At 65.9% G+C, this 14,875-nt stretch carries 12 protein-coding genes and 1 tRNA gene; 9 read left to right on the forward strand and 4 right to left on the reverse strand.

The genetic code is table 11. From position 1 onward, the window contains the following. The first annotated feature begins 122 nt into the window (after window positions 1-122). The 9 genes from G584_RS0102350 (at window position 123) to murJ (ending at window position 9,148) form a co-directional block, all read left to right on the forward strand. On the forward strand, window positions 123-1,259 hold the full coding sequence (locus tag G584_RS0102350; protein WP_028493166.1) for a hypothetical protein: 1,137 nt from the start codon (window positions 123-125) through the stop codon (window positions 1,257-1,259). 4 nt (window positions 1,260-1,263) lie between these two features. Further along, entirely contained in the window at window positions 1,264-1,863 is a 600-nt protein-coding gene (locus G584_RS0102355; protein WP_028493167.1) for a hypothetical protein, read from the forward strand. A gap of 7 nt (window positions 1,864-1,870) precedes the next feature. Next, the gene (gene hisD / locus G584_RS0102360; protein ID WP_028493168.1) at window positions 1,871-3,109 is read left to right on the forward strand and encodes a histidinol dehydrogenase; all 1,239 of its coding nucleotides are present in this window, start codon (window positions 1,871-1,873) and stop codon (window positions 3,107-3,109) included. Beyond that, a complete protein-coding gene (locus G584_RS0102365) occupies window positions 3,106-3,903 on the forward strand; it encodes an ABC transporter substrate-binding protein (RefSeq protein ID WP_028493169.1) in 798 nt (265 codons plus the stop codon). Before hisD ends, G584_RS0102365 begins: the two co-directional genes overlap by 4 nt. A 530-nt stretch (window positions 3,904-4,433) precedes the next feature. Further along, window positions 4,434-5,246, forward strand: coding sequence for a S8 family peptidase (locus G584_RS12875; protein WP_276324485.1), 813 nt, complete (start codon window positions 4,434-4,436; stop codon window positions 5,244-5,246). 35 nt (window positions 5,247-5,281) lie between these two features. Continuing rightward, the gene (locus G584_RS0102375; protein WP_028493171.1) at window positions 5,282-6,430 is read left to right on the forward strand and encodes an LCP family protein; all 1,149 of its coding nucleotides are present in this window, start codon (window positions 5,282-5,284) and stop codon (window positions 6,428-6,430) included. An 18-nt stretch (window positions 6,431-6,448) separates the two neighbouring features. Beyond that, window positions 6,449-6,536: transfer RNA gene (locus G584_RS0102380), tRNA-Leu, on the forward strand. 43 nt (window positions 6,537-6,579) lie between these two features. Then, window positions 6,580-7,671 carry a PDDEXK family nuclease gene (locus G584_RS0102385; protein WP_038050647.1) on the forward strand — a complete coding sequence of 364 codons (1,092 nt, stop codon included), beginning with the start codon at window positions 6,580-6,582 and terminating at the stop codon, window positions 7,669-7,671. Beyond that, complete coding sequence (gene murJ / locus G584_RS0102390) at window positions 7,661-9,148, forward strand: murein biosynthesis integral membrane protein MurJ (protein WP_028493173.1); 1,488 nt, start codon at window positions 7,661-7,663, stop codon at window positions 9,146-9,148. Before G584_RS0102385 ends, murJ begins: the two co-directional genes overlap by 11 nt. Here murJ and G584_RS0102395 read toward each other — a convergent pair. Genes G584_RS0102395 through G584_RS0102410 form a run of 4 tightly spaced genes read right to left on the reverse strand, consistent with a single transcriptional unit; the run spans window position 9,099 to window position 14,862 of the window. Next, window positions 9,099-11,462, reverse strand: a complete 2,364-nt coding sequence (locus G584_RS0102395) for a tetratricopeptide repeat protein (protein WP_028493174.1) — start codon at window positions 11,460-11,462, stop codon at window positions 9,099-9,101. The two genes, murJ and G584_RS0102395, sit on opposite strands and share 50 nt — an antisense overlap. A 3-nt stretch (window positions 11,463-11,465) precedes the next feature. Continuing rightward, on the reverse strand, window positions 11,466-13,364 hold the full coding sequence (locus G584_RS0102400; protein ID WP_028493175.1) for an AMP-binding protein: 1,899 nt from the start codon (window positions 13,362-13,364) through the stop codon (window positions 11,466-11,468). Further along, entirely contained in the window at window positions 13,365-14,195 is an 831-nt protein-coding gene (locus G584_RS0102405) for a serine/threonine-protein kinase (RefSeq protein WP_028493176.1), read from the reverse strand. Next, a complete protein-coding gene (locus G584_RS0102410) occupies window positions 14,188-14,862 on the reverse strand; it encodes a metal-dependent hydrolase (RefSeq protein WP_028493177.1) in 675 nt (224 codons plus the stop codon). Before G584_RS0102410 ends, G584_RS0102405 begins: the two co-directional genes overlap by 8 nt. Window positions 14,863-14,875: the final 13 nt, after the last annotated feature.

The following is a 14,875-nucleotide window of genomic DNA, read 5'->3' on the forward strand; positions in this document are numbered from 1 at the left end:
GTAAAGGGCGGCCCTTGTCAAGGCCCAGGGCCGGGTGGGTTATCCCGGGATTGCTGGTGCCTCGGGAGAGTGATGGCTTGGCTCAAGGGCTGGCGCAGGTTAAAGTGGCTATACTTGTAGGGATGGAGGTTTTGGGCAACTATTGGCTGCGGCGCATTCTTGTCCGTATTGCTTCCGTCGTCGTTTACGAAGGCCAGGATACCCACACCGGGATGCCGGTGATGGTGCTGAAGGGAGCCCAGGGAACGCCAGCTTTGGGGGAAGGAGTGCTTCCCCTTTTGGAGGAAACGCCGGAGGCCTGGGTGCTGGAGTGGCCCATCGGGGCGGTTCCCTTAAGCCAGTACCTGGGGGTGGCGGATCTGGAGCGCCTGGAGCATTGGGTAGGGGAGATGGCCCGTATTCTGGCTTCCTTGAAAGCCCAGGGAGTGTCCCATGCCCCCATCCCCGAGCTTTGCCTGGTGAAGGGCAAGCGGGTGTGGCTGGCCGGGGTGGGGCTTAAGGAGCTTTCCGGGGAGCCGGAGAAGGCCCTTGCCGCTTTGGCTCGGGCCTTGGCCGGGGAGCGCTATCCCGAGTTTCCCTTAAGGGAAACCTTGGAAAGGATTGAGGCCAAGGCGGAACCCCTGGAGGTTCTCTTTTCCGAGCCTGCCCATGTTGCGCAGAAGGCCGAGGCCCTGCCCTTGGAAACCCCTGGCCAGGAAGCTCGGCCCCTCGAGGAACCCCCCTCCAAGCCTGAGGAGGCGCCCTCCAGGCTCCCTTCCGCCTCGCGGAAGGTGTTGAGCGTGGACCCGGTTCCCGAGGCCTCGGATGGCCAGAAGGCCTCCCAGGCCAAGGAAACCTCACCCCCCGAGGGCAAGACCCCAAGCCGGCCCCGGGTCATCCGCATCGAGGAGCCCGAGGAGCCTTCCTTTACCGTGGTGGAACCTCCGCGGCCCAGGAGGCGGTCCTTTCTCTTGGGGCTTCTAGGTGCCGTGGCGCTTTTGGGTTTGGCCCTTTTGTTTCTTCGTCCTTCTTCCCCTTCCAGAGGGGGATACGTGATGGAGTTCCGCACCGATCCCCCCACGGAGCGGGCGGAGGTGTTTCTCCTCGAGGTGCCGGAGGGTTCCAGGATGGCGCCCGGCCAGCTGCTCCTCACCGCCCCAGGCCGGGCGGAGTTCGACCAGAAGGGGGTATACCGCTTGCGCATCCGGGTGGCGGGCCGCGATCCCGTGGACTACCTCCTGGAGGTGCCGGGGCCGCCCTTGGTCATCAAGGTACGCTAAGGCCATGACCGAGCACCCCGCCGTCTATGTGTACCGTTACTTCTTCGCCGGGGAGGAGGCGGGGGAGGGAAGGTTGGAGGTGCGCCCCCTGCCGGAAGGAGGCGTGAAGGCCACCCTCACCGCCGAGGTGAACCTGCCCCTGCCCAAGACCCGCCAACGCTGGCAGACGGAAACGGACGCCGAGGGCTTCTCCCTGTACTTCGCCGAGCGGGTGGAGGGGCGGGAGAGCCGGGTCTTCACCGTGGAGAGGCTGGAGGAGGAAGGGGTGGTGCTGGTCACCCAGGGCAAGGAGAGCGTGGCCCTGCCCTTTGTGGCCCCCTACCACGACCCCCTCTCCCTTCTCCTGGCCCTTCCCCGCCTGGCCCTGGAGCCGGGAGGGGTGGCCCGCTTTCCCATGCCCGGGGGCCGGGTGTACGTGGAAAGGCTTGCGGACCTCGAGGTGAATGGGCGCATGCGCCGGCATTACCGCCTTCGCCCGGGGCTTACCCTGATTGAGCTGGAGGAAGGGCTTCCCGTAAGGATGGCCCAGCAGGTGCAGGACCACGTGTTCGAGGCGGTGCTCGAGGGGGTGGAGGAGGTGAAGAGGCGCCGCCGCTGGGTATAGTGGAGGCATGATCTACCGCGCGGAGGAGGTGAGGGAGCGCTTCGCCCGCCGGGGCCTTTCCTTTGACCCCACGGTGGAGGAGATCGTGCGGGGTATCCTGGCCGCGGTGCGGGAGGAAGGGGATGCGGCCTTGGACCGCTTTAGCCTGGATCTGGACGGCCACCCTGTGGAGGAGATCCCCAAGAAGGCCTGGCGTCAGGCCTACGAGGATCTGGACGAGGAGCTCAGGGATGCCTTGGAGACCGCCAAGGAGCGCATAGAGGCCTTCTATCGGGAGGAGGCCAAGGGGGGATTTTTGAAGGCGGATGCCAGCGGCCTTCTGGGCCAGCTGGTCCGCCCCCTTTCCCGGGTGGGGGTGTACGTCCCCGGGGGGAGCGCCCCCTTGCTTTCCAGCCTCCTCATGAGCGTGGTGCCCGCCAAGGTGGCCGGGGTGGCGGAGGTGATCGTGGCCAGCCCCCCAAAGGTCCACCCCGGGGTGCTGGCCGCCGCCTGGGTGGCGGGGGCGGACCGGCTTTTCGCCATGGGTGGGGCCCAGGCCATCGCCGCCCTGGCCTACGGCACCAAGCGGGTTCCCCGGGTGGACAAGATCGTGGGGCCGGGGAACGCCTACGTGGTGGCCGCCAAGCGCCAGGTCTTCGGTGCCGTGGGCATAGACGGCCTGGCCGGCCCCACGGAGACCCTGATCGTGGCCGACGGCTCCGCCTCCCCCAGGCTCTTGGCCGCTGACCTCCTGGCCCAGGCGGAGCACGGCCCGGACTCCGAGCCCTGGCTCCTCTCCCCGGACCGGGCCCTTTTGGAGAAGGTGGAGGCGGAGCTCTTCCGCCAGCTCCAGGACCTCCCCCGGGGGGAGATTGCCCGGAAGGCCCTGGAGCGGGGTGGGCTGGTGCAGACCCAGGACCTGGAGGAGGCCTTCGCCCTGGCCAACCTCTACGCCCCCGAGCACCTCTGCCTGGCCCTGGCCGACCCCCTTCCCTGGCTGGGCCGGGTGCAGAACGCCGGTGGGGTCTTCCTGGGGGAGGGTAGCCCCGAGGCCCTGGGGGACTACATCGCCGGGCCCAGCCACGTGATGCCCACCTCGGGCACGGCCCGCTTCCAGGGGGGGCTTGCCCTCCGGGACTTCCTCAAGGTCATTCCCGTCATGGGCCTGGCGGAAGGGGCGGTGAGGGAGCTTTCCCGCAAGGGGGCCCTCCTGGCCCGGGCGGAGGGCCTCGAGGCCCACGCCCGCGCCTTGGACCTGCGGTCATGAGGCTCTTCCACGAGCTTCTGGGGCCCCTGGAGCTCCCCGACCGCTTTTTGCGCATCGTCAGCCTGGCTCCCAACCTCACCGACGCCCTCTTCGCCCTGGGGCTGGGGGAGCGGCTGGTGGGCCGGAGCGCCTTCTGCCACCGCCCGGCCCAGGTGCTCTCCCTGCCGGTGGTGGCCTCCTACACCAAGACCCGTACGGAACTCCTCAGGAGCCTGGAGCCGGATTTGGTCCTCCTCTCCACCGGGGTACAGCGGGAGCAGGCGTTAAGGCTTAAGGAGGCGGGCTTCCCCGTCTTCGCCGTGCCCCTGCCCACCAGTCCCTACGGCATCCTGGAGAACCTCTCCACCCTGGGCCACCTCCTGGACCTGGAGGAGCGGGCCTCAGAGCTGGCCCATCAGCTTGCCGGGCGCTACGCCGCCCTCAAGGGACGCTTTGCCCTTAGGGTCTACTTTGAGATGGACCTGGGGGGGCCCATCACCGTGGGGCGGGGAAGCTACATCGCCCAGGCCCTCTTGCACCTGGGCCTGAGGCCCATCTTCCTGGACGTGCCCCAGGCCTACTTCGTCCCCGACCTCTCCGAGGTGGCCCGCCGCAAGCCGGACCTCTTCCTCTACGAGCCCAAGCCCTGGGGCAAAAACCCCCTGGAGAAGGCCCAGGCCCTGGCCCGGGAGCGGGGCTGGGACCTCCCCGTGGTGGCCACGGATGGGGACGAGTTGGCCCACTACGGGCCCATGTTCTTCGGCTTCCTGGAAAAGCTGGCCGGGCGGGTGGCCCAAACCTTAGCCCAGGCTTAAGGTGGCCCCTCTGGGGGAGGGGTATAGTGGACCCCATGAAGCGCTTGGGGTTTTTGGGGTTCTTCTTGGTCTTGCTTCTGGCTGCGGTTTCTTGCTCCCAGCCCCCTCCTTCACCTCCTCCTGCAACCTGCTCGCCACGACCAACTGGCCTCACCGCGCAGGGCGGCTTTTCCGAAAAGGCTCTTCCCCAGGGATACGGGGACTTTTTTTATCCTCACGTTCCAGGGGAGCTACTGGTGCTTTCCCAGGGGCTGACCCCCCAGGGGTTGGTAGCCCGGCTGGGGAATGCGGAGGTCATGGGCATCCTTCCTGGAGGCTTCGTGCATCTTAGGGTATTGCCCGGCTCGGAGAAGCGCCAAGCGCAGGCTCTTTTGCAAGCAGGGGCCAGGTGGGTGCAGCCCAACTATCTGTATTATCCCCTGGCCTTCCCCAACGATCCCCTTTACATTCCTAAACAAAGCGGGCAGCTCAATGGTCTCGTGGGCTTGGAGACTGCATGGGCCCGTACCGTAGGCGACCAGATGCTTAGCATGGCTATCATAGATACTGGCTACCTTGCCCACGTGGACATGGCCGGGAGGTGGTACCTTCCCAGTGCTCAGCTTGACGTTGCTGATGGGGACGCCGACCCCACGGATGATACCCCCAAGGGTAGAGGGCATGGTCTAGCCGTGGCCTCGGTTCTAGGAGCGGTTACCGGCAACGCTCTGGGAATGGCCGGGGTGACCTGGCAGGGGAGAGTTCTCCCTCTGAAAGTAGCCCGATCCCGAGACGGGGAAATAACAACCGCTTATCTGGCCACTGCCGTGAACCGGGCAGTGGATTTAGGGGCTAGGGTGGTTAACCTTTCGGTCGGAGGACCTATCTCCGACCCTGCTCTTGAAAACTCCTTGGCCAGTGCGCGGCAGCAGGGTGTCGTTCTGGTAGCCGCAGTGGGGAATAGCGGAACGGACGGGATTTTTTATCCCGCCGGCTCCCCTTCGGTTATTGCCGTGGGGGCGGTGAACAATACTAAGCAAAAGGCGTACTTCTCCAACTGCGGGCAGGAGCTGGACCTGGTGGCGCCGGGGCAGGGGGTAGTGGCGGCCTTGCCCAACGATGACTATGGTTCTGGGTCCGGTACCTCCTTTGCTGCTCCCGTCGTGAGTGGGGTGGTGGCCCTTTATATGAGCCACTTTAAGGCGCAAAAAGGGTCGTGGCCCACTCCAGATCAGGTCTATGCTTGTCTTGCTGCCGCTGCTGAGGACCTCGGTCCTTCTGGCCACGACACCGGCTACGGTTTCGGCCTGGTGCGGGCCGACCGCATCTTTTCCTCCGCCTACGCCTCCGTCTGCTTCCCCTAATCCGCCTCACCCAGCTGGGGATAAACTGGTGGTTTGTGCGGAGGTTCATCCTCCTTCTCCTCCTGGCCTCTTTGGTGGCCCTGGGCCTTTGGGCCTACCCCCTCGTGGGTCCTGTGGCCCGGCACGGGGCCTTGCCCGCCCCGGAGGGCCTGAAGGCCCCCCTCACCCTCCTGGTCTACGGCTCCAGCCCCGAGTACGTGGGGTACCACAGGCGGGCCCCCGAGCGCTTCCGCGGCCTGGCGGACACCATCCTGCTGGTGCGGCTGGACCCCCTGGCCCAGCGGGTGGTGGTGCTCTCCATCCCCCGGGACGTGTGGGTGGAGCTGCCCGGCCACGGCTGGCACAAGGTGAACGCCGCAAGCCCCCTGGGAGGGCCAGAGCTCATGAAGGAAGCGGTGGCCCGCCTAACCGGCATCCGGGCCGAGCGCTACATGGTGGTGAGCACCGAGGCCCTGAGGAGGGGGGTGGACGCCCTGGGAGGGGTGCGGGTCTGCGTGGATAAGCCCATGCGCTACCGGGACATGGCCGCCGGCCTGGACATCAACCTGGAGCCGGGGTGCCAGGTCCTCAATGGGGAGCAAGCCGAGGGGTACCTGCGCTTCCGCAAGGATGCCCTGGGGGACATCGGGCGGATTCAGCGCCAGCAGGCCTTTTTCCACGCCCTCAAAGAGCAGCTTCTCTCCCCGGCGGGCCTTCTGCGCCTGCCCCGGGTGGTGGCGGCGGTGGAGCCCTATGTGCGGACCGACCTCACCCGGGGGGAGAAGGGGGCCATCCTGGGCTTCGCCATGAAGCGGCCCGGGCTGGTAAGCCTCCTCCTTCCGGGCCGTTTTGCGGGTGGGTGGGCGGTGGACCAGGAGGCCCTCAGGGAGCTCGTGGCCTTCTACTTCACGGGCGAGGGGGGGACGGGGGAGGCGGAGCTTGACGGCCGGCTGGTGGCCCTGGTCTATGGTCCCGGCCAGGAGGCCCTGGCGGAACGGGCCCGGGAGCGGTTGCGCGCCCTGGGGCTCAGGGTACTGGCTCACCCCGTGGACCTGGCGCCCAGCCGCACCGAGGTGCTGGAAAACGGTCCCGGGCGGCTGGCGGAGGCCCTGGCCCAGGAACTTGGGGTTCCCTTCCGTGTATCGGGAGAGGCGATCTTGGGGGCCGACCTCACCCTGCGCCTTGGCGGGGACCTGCCCTTTTAGGTAGCATGGGGGACGTGCGCCGGGGTGGCGGAACGGTAGACGCTGCGGACTTAAAATCCGCTGGGGGGTTACCCCCGTACGGGTTCGAGTCCCGTCCCCGGCACCAGAGGGGCCCCGGGTTTCCCGGGGCTTAATCTTTCAGCCTTGATATGCTTAGGTTCGTGGGCGTTCTCACCCGCTATTTGGAAAAGTCCATGGCCCAGGCCCGGTACGACCTCCTGGGCCCTGGCCGTTTTGTGGCCGAGCTTCCCGAGCTGGGCCTGCGTGTGGAGGCTTCCCACCTCGAGGCCGCCCGGGAGAGCCTGCAGGAAGCTTTGGAGGCCTGGCTTTTGGATACCCTGCGTGCGGGCCTTACCCCGCCGGGGCTGGAAGGAGCGGAGGATCCCGTGCGCACCCGTTTCCTGGCCCTAACCCGGGAGATCTGGCGGCTTTTCAAGGAATCCGGGGAAGTGGAGGGGGCGAAGGCGGGGGCAGTTCCTGCCCCGTCCGCCCGGGTGCAGGAGCCCTCGAGGGCGAAAAGGGCACCTTCGCTGGAGGAGTGGCTGAAGGGCCTGGGCATCCAGGTGGTCAAGAAGCCCCAGGAAGAGGAGGAGAAGGAGAAGGTTCTGACCCGCCTGGCCCTGTTCCTGGGGGACCGCTACCCCAGCCTGGAAAAGCTTTACGAGCGCCTCAAGCAGAGCCTTTCCACCAAGCGCCAGTTCGAGCTTTCCCTTTCCGAGGCCACCCAGGAGGAGATCGCCAACTCCACCCAGTTCTGCACCATGCTCAAGCAGTATGCCCTCCTCACCTCCTACCACTACAAAAGCGAGGAGCGGCGCATCCGGGCCAAGGCCAGCACGGAGGGGTGGGTGCAGAACTTCCTCACCGGGGGCTGGTTGGAGCGGTACGTGGCGGAGCGGCTCCGTAAGTTCCTGCGCTCCAAGAACCTGGCCCACGAGGTGGCGATGGGCTACCAGGTCACCCTGCCCAATGGGGACACCATGGAGCTGGACGTGCTCCTCAGGGTAGGGGAGCGCTTCTTCTGGTTTGAGACCAAGACGGGGGACTTCCAGGCCCATATCGCCAAGTATGCGGGGCTGAAAAAGGTCCTGGGGCTCTCCACCAGGGAAAGCTTTTTGGTGCTTTTGGGCATGGATAAGGCCCGCGCCAAAGAGCTTTCTGCCCTCCATGGGCTCACGGTGGTCAACCAGGCGAATTTCCTGGATATTTTCCAGGAAATCCTGGAGGGGAATGCTGCGTAAGGTCCTCCTGGTCATGGGGGGCACCCTGGCCTCGAGGGTCTTGGGCCTGGTGCGCCAGGCGGTCTTCAACGCCCTGTACCCCGACGCCCTGAAGGATGCCTTCAACGTGGCCTACCGGGTGCCGAACCTCCTCCGGGAGCTTTTGGCGGAGGGGGCGGTGCAAAACGCCCTTATCCCCCTCCTGAAGAACCTGCCCGAAGAGGAGGCCCGGTCCTTTGCCCGGCGCTTTGGGGCGTTTCTCTTCGGGGTAAACCTCTTGGTCCTGGGCCTGGGTTATCTCTTGGCTCCCTGGGTGGTGAACCTGCTGGTGGCCCAGGAAAGCCACCTCCGGCAGGGGGAGGCCTTGGGGCAGGTGGTCTACCTCACCCGGCTTCTCTTGCCCTTTCTCCTGGGCATCTCCATGGCTGCCCTCTTCTCCGCTCTTCTTCAGGCGGAGGAGCGCTTCCTGCCCTACGCCCTGGGACCCATCGCCTTCAACCTGGTGGCCATCGGCCTCATGGCCCTCTTCCCCGGGGACCCCACCTTCTTGGGGCTTTCCGTGGCCCTGGGGGGGTTGGTCCAGGCCCTGGTGCAGCTTCCCTTTCTCAGGAATTACGCCCTGGAGTGGCGCTGGCACCAGGCCATTGCCCCGGCCCTTCTGCGCATGGGGCCCTTTGCCTTCACCACCTCCTTGCGGCAGTTTCTCAATCTGGTTCTCACCCACATCCTTACCCGCTACCCCCCAGCGGCGGTCACGGGGTTCTACAACGCCGAGGTGATCTTTCAGATGGTCCTGGGGCTTTTCGCCACCTCGCCCGCCATCGCCCTCTTCCCTAGGATGAGCGCCCTGAAGGGCGAGGAGCTGGCCCGCTTCCTTACAGGCCCCCTGAAGCGGCTTACCCTCCTCCTCTCCCTTCTCGGGGGGATGCTGGTGGCCCTGGCTCCCTTCGTGGTGGTCTTGCTCTTCGGCCTCTTTGGCCCCCTGACCCCGGAGAACCGGGCGTACAGCACCCAGGTCCTCGCCGCCTTGGGGTTTGCCGTCCTGCCCTGGGGGGTGAACACCCTGCTCCTCAGGGGGCTTTATGCCCTGGGGCGGATACGGGAGGCGGTTTTCGCCAGCGCCCTGGTCTTCCTCGCCAACACCCTGGGGTACTGGCTTCTTAAGGATGCCGGGCTTTTCGCCCTGAACCTGGCCACCGCCCTGGCGGGGTATTTGGGGCTTTTCCTTTACCTTCGCCTCCTTAAGCGGGAGGGGGTGGGGATTCCAGAGCTACCGGGCTTCCTTCTAAAAGCCTTACTGGCAGGGCTTCCCGTGGCCTCGCTCGGGTGGGTTCTTGGGAGGGTCTTCCCCGCGGCCCAGGCGGGGGAAGCCCTTTTGCCCCTCCTTCTTGGGGGGGGTTTGGGGCTTGGGGTTTTCCTGCTTGCCGCTTGGCTTCTTGGCCTGCCCCTTAAGGCCCTCCTTGCCAGGACTCCCGCAGGCGGAAATAGAGGGGTTTAAGCCTAAGGGCGAAGGCCGGTTCCTCCCAGGTGGGCCAGGTGAGGGTGAGGGGTGGGGCACCCGGCAGCCACAGGCCGATTCCCCCTATGGAAAGGGGCTCGGGGGCGTACCAGGCCAGGCGCTGGCTGGGGTCGGCGATGAGGAGCATGCCCCAGGGGATGCGGATCTCCAAAAGCCCATCCTCCCCCAGGGCGAAATCCGCCCTGGGGTCCCGGGCCCCCTCCGGGTCCAGGCCCCGCCTTAGCTGGCCCAGCTCGTAAACGATGCGGGGGTAGTCGGTGCCGTCCCGGCCGGTGCGCTGGCGGTTGGGCTCGAGGAGGAAGGGCACAAAGGGTCCGGACCCGGGCCGCGTGGCCCCTCGGAAGTGGAGGTATTCCGTCCCCGGCAGACCGTGGTCCAGCTCTTGGAAGGGGTAGTACCCCTTCTCCACCAGGAGCCTTCCCCCCTCGGCGTTCACCTCCAGGAAGAACTCCGCCCCAAACCCCTCTGTCACCGCCACCCCGCCGGGCACGGTGTCCAGGTAAAGCCTCAAGGGTAGGGGCCCCCGGTAGAGGAGCCAAAGGTACTCGGGGTCCGCATGGGCTTGGAGGAAGCGTGCATCCCCCTGGAGGAGAAAGGGTATGCCCTCCCATTCCCCCGCTTTCCCATCCAGCCGGAAGGCTTCCCTGGCGGTGGCGGCCATGAGGCCGTAGTTTTCCTCGGGGTCCAGGATGTTGTGCCAGAAGGGGTCGCGACTCGGGACTTCCCATTCCATGAAGAGCCAGTTTCGCTTAAACCACTCGTCCATGAGGGCAAACACCATTCCCCCTGCCAGGTCCAAGGAGGCGATGTCCTGCCAAAGGGCCAGAACCTTTTCCGCCTGCTCGGATTCGGAGTGCCCGCCGTGGTGGAGGCCCTCGGGATGGAAGTGGGCGATGCCCCGGCTGCTGGGCAGGCCGAACTCGGCGATGAGGAGGGGCATCTCCCCGTGGTGGGCTTTCAAGCGGGCCAGGTAGTTGCGGTAGCGGTTGGGGGCCAGGTCCCGTTCGTTGACCAAAAAATCGGGGTAGTAGGGGTAGACGTGATAGGTGGCGAAGAGGGTTACTGGGCTTCCTGGGGTAGGCCGTAAGTGGGTGGGGTCTAGGGTAAGGGCGTCCTCTTCATGCAAGGGACCTGCTGGAGGTGGTTCCACCCTTTCCCCGCGAGCGCGGCGCAGCTCGTACTCTTCCCGAAAGCCCGCCTCGCTCTCCCAGCGGAGGGGGTCCAAAGTGGGCCAGGTGACGAAGCTTAGGGGGCGTGCGGTTCCATAGGCCTCCCACTCGTAGGTGGCCAGGCGGTCCAGGACCTCGGCCAGGTAGGCTTCGAAGGGGCTCGCCTCTGGGGAGGCCTCGAGGAACCTGCCCCGGTAGGTGCGGCCTGGGTGGCGCCGGTTATAGGCTTCCACCGAGTAGGGCTCGAACTCCCGCCCCACCACAAGGCCCATGACCCAGGGGGAAACATCCGCGGTGTAGTCCCCATGGGCGTGGCCCGGGCGGGGTGGGCGGCTGAGGTTTCCGTGGAGGGCGTCCAGGACCTCCCGGCCTTCCAGAAGAAATTTCTCCAGGAAAGGTCCTTCCCAATCCTCGTAACCTTCCTCTTCGGGAAGCTCGGTCCAGATTCCCTGGAACAGGTAGAGGGGCCGGTCTGAGTGGAGCCGGTTGTGGCCCAAAAGGGCCCGGTAGAAGGCTGGGGGCAAAAGGGTATAGGTGCGCACCGCGTTGGCCCCCATGGCGGAAAGGAGCTCCAGCCAGGCCCGGTAGAGGGCTTCTTCCCCGGGAAACCCTGCGGGAAAGCGGCCGGGCAGGGCTACTCCCAGGTTCACCCCCCGCACCTGGAAGGGCTTCTCCCCGATCCAAAACCTCCCCTTTTCCGCACGGAAAGGGGGTGGGTTCTTGCGGGCCTTTGGGGTGGGGGCGGGGGGTGGGGGCATGCCCTTTAAGATCTCCTCCGCATCCCGGTAACCTTGTCTTAAAGCCCAGTCCAGGGCGCTTCTGGCTCCTTCCCAATCCCCCAACGCCCTCAGGACCAGGCCAAAGCCATAGAGGGCCTCGCCACCTCCCTTCAAGGTGCCCACCAGGCGGCTAAAGGTGAAGAGGGCTTCCTCCAGGCGTCCTAAGCGGTACTGGGCAAAACCCGCAAGGAGCAAGGCCTCCTCCGGGGGGTCGTAGCCCTTGAGAAGCGGGCCAAGCCGGGCCAGGACCCCGGCCATATCCCCTTGGGCGTAGAGCCTGCGAGCGTCCTCCAAAGGTGTGGCCAGGGCGAGGCCGAGGAGGAGCAGAAAGCCTAGGGTGCGCAAGGGCTAACTTTCCCGGGAAGCCTGGCGGATGGCCTCCACCGCCTCGGGGTTCTCCAGGGCCGAGAGATCCCCGGGGTCCTGGCCCAAGTAGACCGCCCGCACCACCCGGCGCATCACCTTGGCGTTTCGGGTTTTGGGCAGGTCGGGGACGAAGAGAACCCTTTCCGGCTTTAAGGGTTTGCCCAGGGCCTCCGCCACCCGGTCGGCCACCGCCTGGGCCAGCTCGGGGGTAGGGGAGAAGCCGGGCTTCAGCACGGCGAAGATCACGATGGCCTCCCCCTTGACCGGATGGGGTACCCCGATGGCGGCGCATTCCTTCAGGGCCGGGTGGGCGATGGCGGCGGTTTCCACCTCGGCGGGCCCCACCCGCTTGCCCGCCACCTTTAGGGTGTCGTCGCTCCGGCCTAGGATGAAGAAGTGGCCTTCCTCATCCTGTAGGGCCAGATCCCCGTGAATCCAAATCCCGGGGATGCGGGAGAAATAGGTGTCCAGGTACCGGGCTTCGTCCTGCCAGAACCCCTTGGTCATGCCGGGCCAGGGCTTGAGCACCGCAAGCTCCCCCACCTGGCCCGCCACGGGTTTCCCCTCCGGGTCCAGCACCGCCGCGGCCATCCCGGGCACGGCGGTGTTGAAGCCCATGGGCTTGATGGGTTTGACCAGAACATTGCCCAGGATGCCTCCGGAGACCTCCGTTCCCCCGGAGTAGTTTACAATGGGCCTCTTTTCCTTCCCCACCGTTCGGAAGAACCAGAGGTAGGGCTCGAGGTTCCAGGGCTCCCCGGTGGAGCCGAGAACCCGAAGGGAGCTCAGGTCATGGGCCCGGATGGGCTCCTCCCCTAAGGGGATCAAGGCCCGCACCAGGGTGGGGGAGAGGCCTAAGTGGGTGAGGCGGTGCGCTTCCACTATCCGCCAAAGCCTTTCCGGTCCCGGGTAGTCGGGGGCGCCGTCGTAAAGGTACACCGTGGCCCCCAGGATCAGCCCTCCCAGGATGGCCCAGGGTCCCATCATCCAGCCCAGGTCCGTGAACCAGAAGAGGCGGTCCCCCTTCCTCAGGTCAAAGAGAAGGGCCAGGTCAAGGGCAGCCTTGAGGGGGAAGCCCGCATGGTAATGGACGGTTCCCTTGGGCCGGCCCGTGGTGCCGGAGGTGTAGATGAGCATGAAGGGGTCCATGCTTTCCATCTCCTCCGGGGGGAGGGGCTCACCCTTTAAGGATGCGTAGTCCACTTCCCCAGCTTCCAGGGGCAGGCCCAGCCGGCGTACCACCAAAAGATGAGGGGTTTCCGCCAGGGCCTGGGCCCTACGGGCCTCGAGGAGGAGCTCCACCCTTCTTCCCCGGCGGTGGAAGCCATCCTGCACCGCCAGGAGCTTGGCCTTGGCGTCCTTAAGCCGCACCGCCGCCGCCTCGGCGGCGTAGCCGGAGAAGATGGGGATGGCGATGGCCCCAAGCCAGGCGGTGGCCAGGAGGAGGATGGCCGCCTCGAGGCCCATGGGGAACCACAGGCCCACCCGGTCCCCTCGCTCCACGCCCAGGGCCCGAAGCCCTGCCGCCACCCGTTCCACTTCTTTTAAAACCTCCCCGTAGGTGAGGGTGCGCACCCCACCCTCCTCGGTTTCGTGGATGAGGGCTAAGGCGGTGGGCTCGTGGCTGAGGGCCGCCTCCACCAGGTTGAGACGCCCTCCCACGAAGAAGCGGGGGAAGGGGAAACCGCCTTCTATAACCCGCTCGTAGGGTTTGCGCCAGGGTAGGCCCAGGTGGGTGAAGAACTGGTGGTAAAAATCCTCAGCTTCCTCCACGCTATAGCGGTAGAAGGCCTCGTAGTCCTGGAAACCCAGGGCCTCCATGAATCGGAAGAGCCTGGTGGCCTGGATCTCCTCCGGATTGGGATACCAGATGGGCTCCATTTATTTCCTCCAAAAAAAGGGAAACCCCTTGCGTCTGCCTGGGGTTTCGTCCACCTTCTTGTCCTGAGGGTTCCCCAGTGCCTCGATAAAACCCTTGACGTCCAGGCGCTCCTCCGGATTTTTGGCTAAAAGGCGCCTCAAGGCCTTGTCCAGCCTGGAAGGAAGGGAAGTGGGAGGGGGAGAAAGGAGGAGGTGGGCGTTGCGGAGAGCGTCCAGGGTTTCCCCCTGGAAAGGTCGCCTGCCCGTGAGGAGCTCGTAGGCCATTATCCCAAAGCTGTAGGCGTCGCTTTTGGGGCTGGGCCTGGCCCCCAGGAAGAGTTCGGGGGCCAGGTAGTGGGGGCTTCCCGCATACTCCGAGGAAGCCTCCGCCAAGGGGCGCACGGTGCCCAGGTCCCCGAGCTTGTAGCCTTCTTTCCCCACGAACACGTTGGAGGGTTTCACATCCTGGTGAAGGAAGCCCTTTCCGTGCAGGAAGAGCAAGGCCTGCCCCACCTGCAAAAGCGCCCGCATGGCCTCCTCCTGGCTTAGGGGACCCTTGAGGAGGCGTTCCTCCAGGGTGCCTGCCTCCAGGTACTCCAGGGCCAGAAAGGCTTCCTCGCCGAAGGGTATCCCGTAAAGCCCTTGCACCAGGTGGGGGTGCTTCAGGGAAAGGCTAAGGGAAACCTCCCGGGCAAACCGCTCGGCAAGCTTGGGATCCTGCCTTACCTCCTTGCGGGGAAGCTTGAGGGCTACTTTTTGCCCATCGGGAGCCTCCGCCAGGTAAACCTGGGCAGTCTGCCCCAAACCCAGGAGCATCTGCAGGCGGAAGTCCTTGCGCTTCAGGCTAGTCAAGGACCAACACACCCCCTGGTTTCAGGGCGTGGCCCTCCACTCCCTTCTCCTTGGCCTTGGCGGCGAAGGCCTCCCCGTCCTGCTGGATGGGGGGGAAGGTGTTGTAGTGGATGGGCACCACCCGCTTGGGTTTTACGAGCTCCAGGGCCTTTAGGGCGTCTTCCGGTCCCATGGTGAAGTGGTCGCCGATGGGCAGGAAGGCCAGGTCCAGGCCCAGCTCCCCGATGAGGCGCATGTCGGAGAAGAGGGCGGTGTCCCCGGCATGGTAGATGCGCTTGCCGCCAAGTTCCACCACCACCCCCATGGGCATGCCCCCGTAGGTGCCGTCAGGGAAGCTAGAGGAGTGCCAGGCGGGGAACCACTTGAGCCAGCCCCCGGGGAAGCGGTAGGTGCCCCCGATGTTCATGGGCACTGCCTTGGCCCCGTGCTTCTCCGCGTAGGTGGCGATCTCAAAGGTGGAAACCACCGTGCCTCCTTTCTTGGACAGGGCCACGGCGTCGCCGAAGTGGTCCCCGTGGGCGTGGGTAACCAGGATGAGGTCCGCCTGTACCTCCCCCACCCCCACCGGGGCCACGGGGTTCCCGGTGAGGAAGGGATCGATGACCACCTTGGTCTTGCCGTCGGAAAGCCAGACCGCCGAGTGGCCCAGGTACCGGATCTCCAGCATAGGCACCTCCCTT

This window comes from Thermus antranikianii DSM 12462, from assembly GCF_000423905.1.
Classification (GTDB): domain Bacteria; phylum Deinococcota; class Deinococci; order Deinococcales; family Thermaceae; genus Thermus; species Thermus antranikianii.